At 60.9% G+C, this 13840-nt stretch carries 15 protein-coding genes and 1 pseudogene; 6 read left to right on the forward strand and 10 right to left on the reverse strand.

Annotation, left to right across the window (positions count from 1 at the left end; genetic code table 11):
* Positions 1-110 precede the first annotated feature (110 nt).
* On the forward strand, positions 111-581 hold the full coding sequence (gene nikR, locus AAC640_RS12665; RefSeq protein WP_340266810.1) for a nickel-responsive transcriptional regulator NikR: 471 nt from the start codon (positions 111-113) through the stop codon (positions 579-581).
* Between the two features lie 208 nt (positions 582-789).
* Here the strand turns inward: nikR and AAC640_RS12670 are convergent, their stop codons facing one another.
* Positions 790-1818 carry an IS110 family RNA-guided transposase gene (locus AAC640_RS12670; RefSeq protein ID WP_340266813.1) on the reverse strand — a complete coding sequence of 343 codons (1029 nt, stop codon included), beginning with the start codon at positions 1816-1818 and terminating at the stop codon, positions 790-792.
* Between the two features lie 696 nt (positions 1819-2514).
* On the opposite strand from AAC640_RS12670, the gene AAC640_RS12675 reads away from it, so the two are divergent.
* The 3 genes from AAC640_RS12675 to AAC640_RS12685 are packed head-to-tail and all read left to right on the forward strand — an operon-like array spanning position 2515 to position 4353.
* Positions 2515-2982, forward strand: coding sequence for a reverse transcriptase domain-containing protein (locus tag AAC640_RS12675; protein ID WP_340266815.1), 468 nt, complete (start codon positions 2515-2517; stop codon positions 2980-2982).
* Positions 2973-4061: a reverse transcriptase/maturase family protein gene (locus tag AAC640_RS12680; protein WP_340266817.1), complete on the forward strand. Its 1089-nt coding sequence runs from the start codon at positions 2973-2975 to the stop codon at positions 4059-4061. Before AAC640_RS12675 ends, AAC640_RS12680 begins: the two co-directional genes overlap by 10 nt.
* A 10-nt stretch (positions 4062-4071) precedes the next feature.
* Positions 4072-4353 (forward strand): HNH endonuclease, encoded by a 282-nt coding sequence (locus tag AAC640_RS12685; protein WP_340266819.1) that lies wholly within the window; start codon positions 4072-4074, stop codon positions 4351-4353.
* 156 nt (positions 4354-4509) lie between these two features.
* On the opposite strand, the gene AAC640_RS12690 is transcribed toward AAC640_RS12685, so the two are convergent.
* The gene (locus AAC640_RS12690) at positions 4510-4797 is read right to left on the reverse strand and encodes a hypothetical protein (RefSeq protein WP_340266821.1); all 288 of its coding nucleotides are present in this window, start codon (positions 4795-4797) and stop codon (positions 4510-4512) included.
* A gap of 78 nt (positions 4798-4875) precedes the next feature.
* Between AAC640_RS12690 and AAC640_RS12695 the strand changes: the two genes are divergently transcribed.
* Entirely contained in the window at positions 4876-5085 is a 210-nt protein-coding gene (locus AAC640_RS12695) for a helix-turn-helix domain-containing protein (RefSeq protein ID WP_243451920.1), read from the forward strand.
* Here the strand turns inward: AAC640_RS12695 and AAC640_RS12700 are convergent.
* The 8 genes and pseudogenes from AAC640_RS12700 to AAC640_RS12735 all read right to left on the reverse strand — a co-directional run bounded on the left by AAC640_RS12700 (position 5034) and on the right by AAC640_RS12735 (position 12968).
* Positions 5034-5531, reverse strand: a complete 498-nt coding sequence (locus tag AAC640_RS12700; protein ID WP_340266825.1) for a DNA -binding domain-containing protein — start codon at positions 5529-5531, stop codon at positions 5034-5036. The two genes, AAC640_RS12695 and AAC640_RS12700, sit on opposite strands and share 52 nt — an antisense overlap.
* A gap of 94 nt (positions 5532-5625) precedes the next feature.
* A complete protein-coding gene (locus tag AAC640_RS12705; RefSeq protein ID WP_340266827.1) occupies positions 5626-5811 on the reverse strand; it encodes a transcriptional regulator domain-containing protein in 186 nt (61 codons plus the stop codon).
* A gap of 11 nt (positions 5812-5822) precedes the next feature.
* Positions 5823-6689 carry a phytanoyl-CoA dioxygenase family protein gene (locus tag AAC640_RS12710; protein WP_340266829.1) on the reverse strand — a complete coding sequence of 289 codons (867 nt, stop codon included), beginning with the start codon at positions 6687-6689 and terminating at the stop codon, positions 5823-5825.
* Positions 6686-7291, reverse strand: coding sequence for an acyl-homoserine-lactone synthase (locus tag AAC640_RS12715; protein ID WP_340266831.1), 606 nt, complete (start codon positions 7289-7291; stop codon positions 6686-6688). Before AAC640_RS12715 ends, AAC640_RS12710 begins: the two co-directional genes overlap by 4 nt.
* Positions 7292-7361: 70 nt before the next feature.
* Positions 7362-8120: a LuxR family transcriptional regulator gene (locus AAC640_RS12720; RefSeq protein WP_340266833.1), complete on the reverse strand. Its 759-nt coding sequence runs from the start codon at positions 8118-8120 to the stop codon at positions 7362-7364.
* A gap of 53 nt (positions 8121-8173) precedes the next feature.
* Positions 8174-8341 (reverse strand): annotated as a pseudogene (locus tag AAC640_RS12725) (IS256 family transposase); the annotation flags it as partial.
* Between the two features lie 225 nt (positions 8342-8566).
* A complete protein-coding gene (locus tag AAC640_RS12730; protein ID WP_340266835.1) occupies positions 8567-10909 on the reverse strand; it encodes a TonB-dependent receptor in 2343 nt (780 codons plus the stop codon).
* Positions 10910-11000: 91 nt separating this feature from the next.
* Entirely contained in the window at positions 11001-12968 is a 1968-nt protein-coding gene (locus AAC640_RS12735) for an oxidoreductase (protein ID WP_340266836.1), read from the reverse strand.
* 84 nt (positions 12969-13052) lie between these two features.
* Between AAC640_RS12735 and AAC640_RS12740 the strand changes: the two genes are divergently transcribed.
* Positions 13053-13670 (forward strand): TetR/AcrR family transcriptional regulator, encoded by a 618-nt coding sequence (locus AAC640_RS12740; RefSeq protein WP_340266837.1) that lies wholly within the window; start codon positions 13053-13055, stop codon positions 13668-13670.
* The last annotated feature ends 170 nt before the right edge of the window (positions 13671-13840 follow it).

Below are 13840 nucleotides of genomic sequence, written 5' to 3' on the forward strand. Positions count from 1 at the left end.
CAAACCTCCACGCTTGCACTCGCGCTAACTCCGACGCCGGACACTTCAGAACAAGGCGGCCCCTATCGGATGCGTACTTATCAAATCACCGAACATGGCTTGAGGATCTGATGCAGAGAGTAACGATCTCGATCGATGACACGTTGAGCAACGCGCTCGATGAAATCGCGCGCGAGCGGCTTTACGGTAGCCGATCCGAAGCGGTGCGTGATCTGGTCCGCGACGGCATCGAGAGATGGCGCGCCGACGCCAGCGGTGATGGCCATTGCGTCGCCAATCTTTCCTACATGTTCGATCGACGCGTCAGAGCATTACCGCAGCGGATCGCCGAGATGCAGCACGCTCATCACGATATTGTCGGGGCGAGCACCGTCCTTCGCCTCGATCATTTCCACTCGTTCGAGACGATCATCCTGAAAGGCGCCGTTTCCGACGTCCGGTCATTTGCGAACCGCATCTGCGCCGAACGAGGAGTCCGATTTGGATCGCTCAACATGCTATCGGTTTCGCCAACCGACGAGCACACCGAAGACGACCAGCACGTCCACGAGGGTCATCAGCATTTCTCCCCGCTCGCGTAATTCCCCCTGCGCTACGCGGCGAATTGTCTAGCCAGGCTCATCGTTCTTTCCGAGGTCGGCATAGCCGCCTCATCATGGGCTTCGTCGGATAGGCGCCTCAGTGTTACCGGCGCGGTGCAGAGCCCGCTACGATCGCTGCAAGGTTACCGTCCCCATCGTCCTGGCCGGACGATCCGTTCGCGTGAACGGAGCTGCTGAACCTAGAGACTTAGGCCGTGACCGGATCGGTCCATTCAAACTCGGTGCCGTCGACCCAGATACAATGAAGAATGATCGCCATTTTTCGAGCCACTGCGATCCGTGCCTTGCCATGACCGGACGCTTTCGCAAGTCGGACGCCCCATTCCTTCAGCTTCGACCAGCGTGTAATTTTGCTGATGAGCACGGACGCAGCTTCATAGAGATAGGTTCGCACCAGGCCATCACCCTGCTTTGATATTCGACCCGACCAATCCATTTCTCCAGACTGATGGCGACGCGGGGTCAGGCCGAGAAATGCTCCAACATCGGATGACCTTCTGAAACGGGTAGGATCGTCGATGGTGCTGATGAATGCCAACGCCGTCATTACACCGACACCGGGAACCGTCATCATGCGACGAGCCGTCAGGTCTTGGCGGGCCAGAGAACGAAGCAGCCGGTCATATTCGGCGGCCTGCGCGCGAGCGGTCGCGATGACCGTCATCAAGGGCCGGCAGATAAGCTCAAGTGAAGGATCCTTTTCGCAGGCAGCTTCAACTTTTTTCAAAAGGCCGCGACCGGCCGTACTGCCCAATATTGCGCCCGCCGTTTTGATGATGTTGCGCAACTGATTTTCCATGTGCCGGCGGATGTCGATCAGACGTTTGCGCGATAGAAGCGCAGATCGCAGGCGGTGGCTCTCGGCGGTTTTGGCATGTGCTGGCTTAAACCAGCCGACGCGCATCAAGTCGGCGAGGCCCCGGGCATCGTTCCGGTCCGTCTTGTTGATGCGCATCGACAATGCTCGATGCGCATGGCGCGCTTCCATATGGATGACGGGCAACCCCGCATCGGCGAGCTCTCGGCAGAGCCAGTTACTCGCCCCGCCGGCCTTCAGGCCGACGCGTCTCGCGTCCGGCGCATGTTTCCTCACGGCACCGGCTATCGCGGCCGGCGTCGAGCGAACCTTCGATTCATGCAGTACGTTCCCAGCATCGTCGACGACGCAAACGCTCGTCTCTCTCACCGACACATCTAGACCTACGAATTGTCCCATTCCTGCCTCCTTACCAGACAGGGCGAGATTATCCGAGGCGATCGAATCAGCGACCCCGCTGTTACCCCATGTCACCGTGAGGCGTGCGCCGCTGTGGCGCGAAGAAGGAAGAAGGAGTGTTCGTATGAACTGAGCTTGCTGACGTAGCTTATGCCCAACCGACTTACCGGTGCCGGTGATGAACCGGCTGAGATTCCGAAAGGGAAACGGGACCATAGCATGTCGGGGAATGGATCGAAGTCGGGCGCCGCAGCCCGGCAGTTGACCAACGGGCAAGGTGCGCATGGTGAAGACTGGATGGTCTGAATCCCAGGTTCCAGTGGCCAATAGGTGGGCGATGGTGAATGCGGCTGTCACACCATCCCGAGCGGAGCGAGGAGCACGGCCGAGCGAATCGCTGTCAGTCCGCGCGGCACAGCCCCGGTAAGGGGATCAAGGAAACGAACGGGGCACCTACACCCACCGCGACTCCTCACTCGCGCAACTGCGGGATCGCCTAAACAGGACGGCTTGTTCGGACCTGCATGGCGACGGAGCCGTCATAGTAGTCGAATGCCCGGTGTAATGGCCGGGACAGCCGCCGCGAGGCGGACGGGACAGCGGTATAAGCGGGAGCGATCCTCGTCGAAATCCGCTGCATCCGGGCGAAGGACGGCAGTTCTGTGAACTCGATGGATCAACGGAAAGGGACTGCTGATGCAGACCGCTACTATCCTGAGACGGATCGAGAAGCTTCCGGCCCTGTCGCGGGCGGGCAAGCGGATCAATGGTCTCCACCGCCTCATGCGGACCCGCTGCCTCTATGAGCGGGCCTATAACAGGGTATCCCGGAACCGGGGTGCCATGACGCCGGGAGTGGACGGTCAGACCTTCGACGGCATGACGCTGGCGAGGCTTGATCGTTTGGTCGAACGCGTGGCGGAAGGCCGTTACCGCCCTCGTCCGGTGCGGCGGGTCTATATCCCCAAGGGTAATGGTAAGATGCGCCCATTGGGCATTCCTACGGCGGATGATCGTATCGTTCAGGAGGCGGCGAGAATGATCCTCGCGGCGATCTATGAGCCTGTGTTCTCGCAGCACAGCCATGGGTTCCTCGCGGGTCGCTCCTGCCACACGGCTCTCGAAGAGATCCGCAATACCTGGACGGGCGTGAAATGGCTCTGATCGAAGTGGATGTTCGCGGGTTCTTCGATAACATCGACCATGACATCCTGCTCAGCCTCTTGGCCCGGCGGATCGATGATCCAGTGTTCATCGGTCTGATCGGGACGATGCTCAAGGCAGGCTGCATGGACGACTGGAAGTTCGAGCGAACCTACAGCGGCACGCCACAGGGCGGGGTCATCTCGCCTCTGCTCGCCAACATCTATCTTCATGAGCTGGACCTGTTCATGGAGGAAATGCGGGCGGGCTTCGACAAGGGCGGCAAACGGCGGGCCAACCCCGCCTATGTCGCCCGATCCAACCAGATCGCCGTTCTTCGCAAGAAGATCGATGCAATCCGTGCCAATGGTGCGGATGAGGCGGAGGTCCGGGCCTGTCTGGCTCGGATCGAAGCCATCAAAGAAGATCGACGGAAGCTACCGTCCGTCGATAACATGGACCCCGACTTCCGCCGCCTGCGCTATTGCCGTTATGCCGACGACTTCCTCATCGGTGTGATCGGCAGCAAGGCGGACGCCGTCCGGATCATGGCCGATATACAGCACTTCCTCGCTGAGCGGCTTAATCTGGCGGTGTCACCGGAGAAAACCGGGGTTCGTGATGCGTCGAAGGGATCGCCGTTCCTTGGCTTCCATGTATGCGCCTTCACGTTGCGTTCCGCCGGCACGCTGGCGGGACGTCCGAAGGTCGGGGGTGGGACGCGTCGCGTCCTTCGTCGGCCGAGGCGGGGGAATATCAAGCTGTGGGTGCCACGGGATCGGGTCTATGCGTTCTGCAGGCGGAAAAAGCTCGGCAACCTCGACAAGAGGAATGGCCGGGCGCGTCCGCAGTTCCTCGACTCCAGTGTCGCGGAGATCATCATTGCCTACAACTCGGAGTTCTGTGGCTTCGCCAACTATTATGCGATCGCCGATGGCGTAAAATCGTCGCTCGACAAGCTTGAGCTGGTCATTCTGAGAAGCTTGTTGGCGACAGTAGCGTCCCGGCGGCGCACAAGCCGAAGGCGCCCTGAAATATCTGAAAATGGGATCGGACTATGGCGTCACAACCGTGGTCCGGGGCGAACCGCGCGTCCATAGGATGTGGAAGTTGAAGCATCTGGTCGTGAAGACATGGGACAATCCCATCGTCGATACCATGACGATCGGCTCGCGCATCGCGCAAAGTCCAGAAGAATGCGAGGCGTGCGGGGATACCGAGGGTCCGTTCGAGATGCATCATCCCAACCGCCTGAAAGACAAACGGCGCGACCAGTTGACATCGTGGAAGCAATCGGCGCGGCGACGCAGGACAATCGTCCTTTGCCGCAAATGCCATGTTGCTCATCACGGTGGTCGGATGCCCGGCAGGATGGAGAGCCGTGTGCATTGAAAGGTGCAAGCACGGTTCGGGGGGAGGCGCTGGGGCGTCCTCGAAAGAGGCATCTCGCGCCCACCCTACCGAGACCCATCAGGGGCTCGGCGGAGACCGGCGCGTCAGCGATGGTCGGAGTAGAGCGCGGTCGCACGAACGTGCGAGGCGCCCGCTCTATTCTGCTATGATTGCGGACCTGCGCTCGCTGAACGCATCAATCGCGATACCGAGACCGTCACCGACGATCCAGCGCCCCCGCTCGAGATGCGAACGCCAGCAGGCCTCGGCGTCGGAGTCGGTGACATCAAGCTGCATCAACGAGGACGCGGCGTCCCGCCAGTCGCCGCCGGCATCATCGGCTTCGAGCAATGCGGCATAAAGCGCCAGATGGTGTCGATCATAGTCGACGGCCATATCGCCAGACGGCGCCAAACGATCAATTGTCCCCATCTCGCTACTCACGCAGGTCGTCGTCTCCAGGAATATTAAATATAATGAATAACCGGCGGAAGGCAATTCCTCGACCGTAGGTCGATGGACATGCGGAAGGTGATTGGGAGCAATTTCGCTCGACTGAGGAAGAGCAAAGGGCTGACTCAGGAAGCCGTCGCCGAGAAATCAGGATTTTCGCAGAGCTATATCGGTTGGCTCGAGCGCGGACAGCGCAACCCAACCGCCATTTCGATCTGGATGCTGGCTCAGTCGGTCGATGCGATGCCCGCTGATCTGGTGCAGCCGATCACGGAATAGCGGTCGGATCCTGAAAGGATCGCACGCGGCCCCGCGCGGACCATCTTTTCGCCGGTGATGATCAGTCGCCGCACATGTGATTTTCGATGTTCACCCTCTCCAGGCCAGTCGCCAGGTCCGAGCAGAAAATCGGCCGTCTCTTTCAGGCTTATGCCCGCATTGCGGGCATCCACCGCCTGCAGGGCGAACAGCCTTCGGGCCAGTCGCATATGCCGGGGGCCGGCCGGCGCCGTAGCGCGAAGCGCGCGGATCGCGGCGACCCGAGCATCGAGACGGTCGTCATTGGCGAGATCGAAGTGAAGCTTGACCGGCCCCGCCGCCGTTGTGCCATCGACCACGTCCAGCCGAATAAATTCGCCGCCACGGTCAATCAGCAAATGTTCCCCGCCGGGTCCCTTCAACATCCACGTGTCGGCTGATAGTGCGTCGAAGAGCGGTGCACCCATGCCATCAGGCTTCACAGCACGCACCGCGAGCACGCGCGGGTCAACGGCCGCCGACCATATCGGCAGCACGGAGGCGCACGTCCGGGCCGGATCCTCAGGGAAAGTGCAGCCCCCAGTGCGCGACGAAGTCGGCATCGGCCGCCGCCCCGGTCGGCGGCAGGGCCGGCAGACCGGCGTAGGCCGCACGGTAGGCCGGGTCGCGCCGAAGCACTTCCCAGGCCAGCGCGCCGCGTCCCCTTCGGAGAATGGCCTCATGGGCGGCGGGATCGGACAGGCTCACCCCCAACGACCTCAGCCGAGCTCGCCCATCTGCGACCGGACGAACATCGCCGCCGCGTCGGCCTGGTCAGGCCGAAGCGCATCGATCGCCGGAAGATGGTCGGGCACATGGTCGCCGAGCAGGATGGACGGGCATTGCCCTTCCACATTACCAAGGTTGGGCCGATGCTGTGAGTAGCCGACAAGCGCGGCCAGTTCCGGCGAGAAGTGGCGTGCCACCTCTGGCGGATAGACTAGCCATTGCAGCTCGAAGGGCTTCAGCCAGCCGAGACAATAGCTGATGACGATACCGCGCCTTGGCTCAGTGCTGGCGTTGCCGCCGCCACCGTGAAGGGTCGAGCCGAGGAAAATCAATGCGTCACCCGGCAGCACGGTCGGCACGACCGATTCTTCTTCAGGAAGGGCAGGAACGTCCTGGTCGAACTGGCTTCCGGCCCATAGCCGGGTGCCGCCATTTGCCCCCGTAAACGCAGTCAACGGCCACATGACGTTCACGAGATATTCGAGACCGCCCTTCGGACCCTGCCACATATCCTGGTCGCGATGTGGCAGCTGTGGCAGCGCGCCGGGATGGATCTCGATAGCCTGGGTGAGATTGAGCGCGATCCGCTCGCACCATGGCAGGAGCATCTGCTCGACGATCTCGAGTATCAGCGGATGTATCGCCAGGCGTTCGATCGCGGGCGAGCGGGTCAGCAACGACCCGAAGCGCTTCGTCCGCTCGCCATAGAAGACACCCTGGCACAGCGGCGTCGCCGCGAAGCGGGGGTTCAGATCCACCTCGATACCGGTGATCAGGGCTGGCTCGACGGCGCGCCCGAACACGCACCAGCCATCGCGCGCCAGCATCGCGGCGTGGCGATCGACCGCGGCGCTCACGCCGGCATCCGATCGGCGGCGTCCGCATAGACCCCCGTCCAGCGAAGCCGCTCGGGCGTGTCCGGACGGATGTGGATGAGGAAGGCGCCGATCGGTCCGCCCGGAATGCGCACGGCGGGTCCGAGAGGCTCGGCCTGCCAGCCCATTGCGAGCACTTCCTTGCGGAACGGGTCCGGGATGACGCCGGTATAGCGCTCGATGCCGCGATCGAGCGCGACGTCGACCATCGCGGAGAAGAGCATGTTGCGCAGCTCGCGACGACGCTCCGCCCCATGCCGCTGGGGCAGGCACAGCCGCGTGCTTTCCCAGGTCGCTTCGTTGACCGGCACGCCGAACGGGCAGAGATGCGGAAAGAGCGTGCCGAGCATATGCGGTCGGGTGCTCGGAAACAGACGGATCGACGCCGCGTGCCCGCCGTCGTCGTCGGCGACGATCAGGTAGATCGTATCGGCGTTGTCGAACTGGTCGATTTCATACTGGCCGTCGACGACGGGTACATCCCAGCCGAACAGGTCGACGAAGAGACGCTTGCGGTCGGCGAACATGGATTGGAGCAGCGGCCGGTTCTCGGCCGCCAAGTGGTTGTCGATGACGTGGATCATGTCGTGCTCCTGTTCGTGAATTCCGAGCACGAAGGGAGCAGCGACCGAGACGTGGAAATAGACCGAGCGATTACTCGGGTTGACGACGCGCGAGTTCGTGGAGGCCGACCTCGCCGGCAAGCACCGCGCCGACGACCAGTTCGGTGCGATCGTGGGCGTCGAAGAGGCGTCGCGCTTCGGTGAGATAGCCGTCAACCGTGCGCGGCGTCAGGCAAAGTGCTCGAGCGATTTCCTTGTTTGAATAGCCGCGGCCGGCAAGGACGACGCAGTCCCGAGGTCTAGGGTGCAGCTTGAGCGACGTCGTGGCCATCGATCGCGCGCCGGACACCAGCTTGCATGCGGCTTGGAAGGCGAAGATGCCGATCATCTGCGCGGCGCCAAGAAATTGATGTGCCTGTTCGGGGCGTTGCGTACCCGCGAACGTGCAAGATCCCATGCGATCGCCAAGCCGAACATAGGGAACGGTGATGCCCTCGTTGAGTCCCTCGGCGGCGCCCATTTCAAAACTCGCGCGATCGTGACGATCCAGATGGATGAACCGCGATAGATCAGACCAGAGGAAGGCGCCGTCGGCGAAAATGCAACCGCGTATGACGGGATCACGCCGATATCGGTGCTGGCCAAAGAGCCGCTCGGCGATGCGTAGCGGATAGTCCTTCAGATCGACGAGATTGGGCTGCGGCGTCCTGAGATCATCGTGATGAACAAGCGCATAATAGCGGAATTTCATCTCGCGCGTGACGGACGCCATGAGGCGCGCCAGTTCATCCCGCGTGGCGGCGGTTCGCAGCGCATCTACAACCGCGCCTGTCAGCGCAAGACACGACAAGCCTCGCGCAAAGGCGAGGCAAGGGGGACTGTCAGGAGGCGCGCGGTTAGACATTACGCCGCCATGGCCTTGATGAAGTACTCGCCGAAGATGACGGCCTGAGCCTTGGCCATGGCCGCTCACGGGGCGGTATTTTCCACTCTTTCTCCGACCGGTTCACAATCAGATAGCGCAGCTGGGCGGCGGCATCGTCGCTGAGGAAAGTGTCCCCTGGCACGAATTTCATAGTGGCTGGCCACGCGCTCCATCGAATCCGCGATGGCATCGAGCCGCCGTCGCTTGCCGAAATCCATAACCTATTCTCTAGTTTCGGTGCGTAAGCGGACACCGCGCCGGGTGTGGTGTAGACCTGACTTCGTTGAAAGCGGCTCTGCCGCACGAGAGGCCATGGCGTGGAACGGTTGCCAAACGAACGACCGCCGCCCACGTCTAAAGCCCTTCAAATATTAAAACGCATATTCGAGACGCAAACCATATGTCCGTGGCCTGGCGGCGTTATAGTAGACCCCATAGGGCTGAGCGGTTTGCACATAGGCCGGATAGGCCTTGTTGAACACGTTGTTGGCATAGAAGCCCACGCGCAGATTCTCGCCCGGAGGGCTGACATAGCCCGACGCATTCACGAGAAAGAGCTGGTTGTCGTGGTCGGCGCGCAGCTGACCGCCAGCCCCTGGCAGGAAGTCGATCGCCGAACGATAGGTAGCCAGACCCGCAAGCTGGGCCGTCCATGACCCAACGGCGAAATTGTAGCTTGCATTGACCGAACCCGACCATTCCGCAGCGAATGGCGGCACCGTGCCCGACAGATCGATCGGACATGGGAACAGCGTCGCGCCGGGTGCCGTAGGAGTGTTCAGGGCCGGATTATAGCAGACGAGCGCGGCGTTGTGGAACGGTTTGTAGCGTGCATGCTGCCACGAACCGCTGAGGCCAAGTTTCAGGCCGTTTATGGGGGTGATCTGCGCCTCTGCCTCGACACCGTAATTCTCCATCGCGCCGGCGTTGCCGGTTAGCGTGCCGCCCGAGTTCAAATCGAGCGTCTGAACCTGCTGATTCTTGTTCTTGGCATAAAACACCGCGGTGTTCAGGTGAGCCCGATTGTTGAGAAACGACTGCTTGATACCGATTTCATGGCTGAAGATCTTTTCAGGCTGAACGGGCGCAACCGGTGCGGCATATGGTCCGGGAAAACCGCCGGCCTTGAAGCCGCGCGTAAAGCTGTAATAGATATTGGTCGGCCCATTGTCCCATGCCAGCACGAACCGTGGAGTGAACGCCCGCTGCGACGTGTGCAGGTCGAAGCTGAACGCGCCGGGAAGGCCGAATGCGGCCGCAAGCTTCGCATTCGTTTCGCCCCGTCCGCTGCGATCTTCATAGGTATAGCGCCCGCCGACCGTGACCTTCAACTCATCGGTCAGGTTATAATAGCCTTCGAGGAAGGCCGCGTAGGACTTGGTCGTTGCAGTATTCTTGAATCCTGCGGCCGTCGCGGGATTGAAGTCGCCGCCAAAGAAATTGCCGAGGAAGGCCGGGTTGAAAAAGCCTTTGTCATGCAGATAGCTCAGGCCGAAAAGATAGTTGAACTTTCCTTCGAGTTTCGATGAGACCTGAAGGTCCTGCGTGTAGGATTTACCGCCGGACCGTGGCACCGCGAATTCGAAGAGCGGCAGTGGCGTATAATCCTGATCGGACGAACTGTCTGCTGTCTTTTGTTGACGGAATGTCGTCACGCTAGACAGGGTGAAATTGCCCATGTCGAAAGTCATGCTCAGATTGGCACCGTAATATCTCGTGCGCACCGGCTGAATGGTGGAGACCGCCTGAGTCTCGTAGAAACCGACCGAAGGCCGCACGACGCCGGGCGCCAGATTGCAGGCGAAGCAGGTGTCATCATTGCGGGCCAATGCCACGAGCGAGCTCAGATAGGCGCGCGTGTCATAAAATTGACCGCCCAGGATGATGTCCGCGTTACCGGGTTTCCAGCGCAGCTTGCCACGAATATTGTATGTGCGTGATCCACCGGCAACCTTGTCGCCGGTTATGAGATTGCGGACGAAACCACCGTCGTGCTTGTAGCCACCGGTGACGCGCAGGGCGAGGTCTTCGCCAATTGGCATGTTTATCACGCCGGCCAACTGGCGATGCTTGAGATTGCCAATCTCGCCGCGCACGCGGCCTTCAACCTTGTCGGTGGGATCTGCGCTGTTGATTATGATCACGCCACCCGTGGCGTTGCGACCGTAGAGCGTGCCCTGGGGACCGCGAAGTACCTGGATGCTCCCGATGTCGAAATTGTCTATGATCTCGTTTACGGAAAGCGTGCGCGTGAGATACGCGCCGTCCTCATACACCGCGACCGGAGTTTCGATGCCGACCGACACGAAATCAGCGCCGATGCCGCGAATATGCGGGGCAAAAAAACCTAGCGTCGTTGTAAAGCTGGCACCGGGCGTAATCGCTGCGATATCGACGACACGGGTCAGTCCCAGCGTTTGAACGGCTTCAGCCGTCACGGCGGTCACCGCCATCGTCGTATTCTGCAGGCTTTCAGACTTCCGCTGCGCGGTGACGATGATGTCTCCCGTTTCTGCGCCTTCATTCGCTCCGCCCGCAACGGAATCGGGCTGTGAGGATCGAGCGTCAGTCCGCACCGGCTGAGCAAGCGAGGGTGTGGCCATCCAAACGCTGCCGATGAGCAGCGAAAATCGAATACTCTTGAAGCTTTTCATTTTATCTCCCCAGTTAAATTTTTCGTGTTGGCGACTTGAGTAATGCTGCGCTTGCCACACCCAATAGTTCAGCCAAGATGGGTGTTCGGCGCATCACTGGAATTGGATGTTTTCGGCTGTCGCCGCGTGCGTGGCACAGCGGAACCGCCGTTCAACCCACGGCACGCCCCGCGGCATGACCTTCGCGAATGGCCGTTTGCAGGGTCCGAGACGATTTAGCGTCGCCGACGAGATGGATATCTTTCACCCGCTCGCGCAGTTCGCGCCAAAGCGTGTTGGCCGATGACCGGAAATCGACCCTGATCACGACATCGGCGGGGATGACGTCGGCCCGCTCGCCTATAAGGGTCTGCACGGTGGCCCATCCCGGCTCGGCGGCAGCGAGGAAAGCCTGCGTCACTATGTTGAACTTACCCAGCTTGTATAGCCGCTTGAGCGCGCTTGTGTCACGCATCGTGGCTTGGACGAGTGGTGCGAAGCTGCCGTGGCGGGTGACGTATATGACATCCATCCCGCGGTTCAAAAGCTCCTCGCAACAGCCAATAGCTTCATAGTGGCCAACATCGTCGACAACCACTGCGCTTCTGCCGAGATCGTTTCGCTTGCTATCGAGCAGATCTATCGCATCCATCACGATTGCACCGGGCGCGACCCGCACCTCGGTCGCCGGATGCGCGACCTGCCTTATGGGCCCCTCGAGTTTGCTCGCGCCAGTCGCGACGACAACGGCGTCGGGCACTTCGCTCAGCACCTCATCCGCATCCGGATAGGTCGATAGCCGGACGTCAACCCCCAGCCTGTAGACTTCCGCCTCCAGCCAGTTGGTAATGTCGCCGATCGCCTGCTGTTTGGGCAACCGGCGCGCATGATTAATCATTCCGCCGAGCGAAGGCGTTGCCTCGAACAGGATGACTTCATGCCCGCGCAACGCCGCAACCCTGGCGGCCTCCATTCCTGCGGGGCCGCCACCCACGATGACGACCTTGCGCCGTGGTGTCGATCGATCAAGCAGGCTTTCCGCCAACGTGCCTTCACGTCCGGCCGCTGGATTGACGACACAGCCGATCCGCCCCTCCGCCATCACGCCCCCGACGCACCCTTGATTGCACGCGATGCAGGGCCGGACCTCGGTCGCGCGGCCTTCCCGTGATTTTTTGATGAGGTCAGGATCTGCAATTGCCGCGCGAACGATACCGACGAGGTCGGCGTCGCCCGCGCGGATCGCCTGCTCGGCATCGTCCAGCGTCCCGAACCGGCCGGAGACCAGGCGCGGAACCTTCAGGCCGTGACCGATACGTCGCGCAGTGGGGAGCTGGTATCCTACAGGACTTTCCATCCCCGCGATGACTTCAATCGTGTCGTAATAGTCGCTATGCGAGATGTTGATGTAGTCGATCAGCCCTTCATCCTCGACGAGCCTGCAGACGGCATTGGCCTCCTCGATTGGAAACACAGCCGGATCGCCGCTCTCGCTGATCCTCATTCCCACCGGGAAACCCGCGCTTGTTTGCGCACGGATCTCCCGCAAAGTCTCGAGCAGGAAGCGTCGCCGGTTTTCAATCGACCCACCGTAGCGGTCGTTACGCTGGTTCAGAACCGGCGAGAGGAATTGCGCCACGAGATAACCGTGGCCCGCGTGAAGCTCAATGCCGTCGAGGCCGCCAGCCTCGACGCGTCGCGCGGCGGCGCCGAACGCCACCACCAGTTCTTCAATCTGATCAGTCGTCATCTCCAGCGGTGGGCACGTCGAGTGGCGGGCCGTCACTTCGGATGGCGCCCAGGGCGGATTCCCGTCAGCCGGTGCAAGGATATGGCCGCCATGCCAGAGTTGCTGAAACAGTTTCATGCCAGTGGGAGCGATGGCGCTCGCCAACTTGCGATAGTGCGGGATGACCGAATCGTCCCAATTGATCAGCGACTGGTACGACGATGGGTGGACAGAGCAGGCTTCAAGGATAGAGAGACCGACACCACCACGCGCACGCTCCAGATGATAGGCAATAAGATCGTCGGTGACAGGCTCGCGCGTGGCCAGCATCGTTACATGCGCGGGACGGACAATGCGGTTTGGCACCTCGACCGAGCGAATTTTGAGCGGCGAGAAAACCCGATCGTACATCCAATTCTCCTTGTTGGTTATCGTTGGTCATTTGGGCTATGGTGCCCGGGATGGGACATGCTATGAGGAGGCGCCGTCCGTTTAATGGATACGGAGGAATCCTCCGATTCGCAAGTGGAAACCGCTTTGGTCGATAGAAAGTTAGCCCCCCGCAAGCCGCGCGCCGATGCAGAGCGCAATCGTCTCCGCCTGATGACAGTAGCCAAAGAGGCATTTGCCGAAAAAGGCATCTCGGCCAGCCTCGAGGATATCGCGCGTGCGGCGGGCGTGGGTATCGGCACACTCTATCGTCACTTCGCAACGCGCGAGGCGCTGGTCGGTCAGCTTTATGAAAATGAAGGCGAACAGCTTGCGGAAGCGGCGGAGCGGCTTGCGCAGGCCGAGCTTCCCATTGAAGCTCTGCGTCAATGGTTGTTGCTGTTCGTCGATTATGTGTCGACCAAGCGGATCATTATCGACGTTCTCAGCATGCCGGGCAGCGGCGCGGACATAATATGCGCGGTCGCGCGCGACAAGCTGATCGATGGATGTGGCAAGCTTCTAGAGAATGTCAAACGCACCGGGCGGATTCGGCGCGACGTGGAACCAATTGATTTACTGGTGGCAATCGGCGGCGGCGCGACTCTTGGTTACGTATCCGACTGGGAAAAGGGCGCCGCACGCCTGACCGACATACTGATAGCTGGCCTTACTTGCGAATAATACTGCTTTCTGCAGTAGCTATCGTTCATCAATCCCCGTGTCGTGTGGCTGACGGAACAGAAATGAGGTCAGGGCTAGACGGTAGCGGCGAGAGCGAAGGCGGATAGGACAACGTTTAGGCACGTCCGGCGACTTGGCGCGACACCCTCCCATAGTGATCGAACGTGCCG

The organism is Sphingobium mellinum (genome assembly GCF_037860795.1).
Taxonomy (GTDB): domain Bacteria; phylum Pseudomonadota; class Alphaproteobacteria; order Sphingomonadales; family Sphingomonadaceae; genus Sphingobium; species Sphingobium mellinum.

Coding starts and splice junctions, on each gene's coding strand:
- nikR (WP_340266810.1), top strand. CDS start 111: ATGCAGAGAGTAACGATCTCGATCGATGACACGTTGAGCAACGCGCTC.
- AAC640_RS12670 (WP_340266813.1), bottom strand. CDS start 1,818: ATGGGACAATTCGTAGGTCTAGATGTGTCGGTGAGAGAGACGAGCGTT.
- AAC640_RS12675 (WP_340266815.1), top strand. CDS start 2,515: ATGCAGACCGCTACTATCCTGAGACGGATCGAGAAGCTTCCGGCCCTG.
- AAC640_RS12680 (WP_340266817.1), top strand. CDS start 2,973: ATGGCTCTGATCGAAGTGGATGTTCGCGGGTTCTTCGATAACATCGAC.
- AAC640_RS12695 (WP_243451920.1), top strand. CDS start 4,876: ATGCGGAAGGTGATTGGGAGCAATTTCGCTCGACTGAGGAAGAGCAAA.
- AAC640_RS12700 (WP_340266825.1), bottom strand. CDS start 5,531: ATGGGTGCACCGCTCTTCGACGCACTATCAGCCGACACGTGGATGTTG.
- AAC640_RS12715 (WP_340266831.1), bottom strand. CDS start 7,291: ATGATCCACGTCATCGACAACCACTTGGCGGCCGAGAACCGGCCGCTG.
- AAC640_RS12735 (WP_340266836.1), bottom strand. CDS start 12,968: ATGTACGATCGGGTTTTCTCGCCGCTCAAAATTCGCTCGGTCGAGGTG.
- AAC640_RS12740 (WP_340266837.1), top strand. CDS start 13,053: ATGGATACGGAGGAATCCTCCGATTCGCAAGTGGAAACCGCTTTGGTC.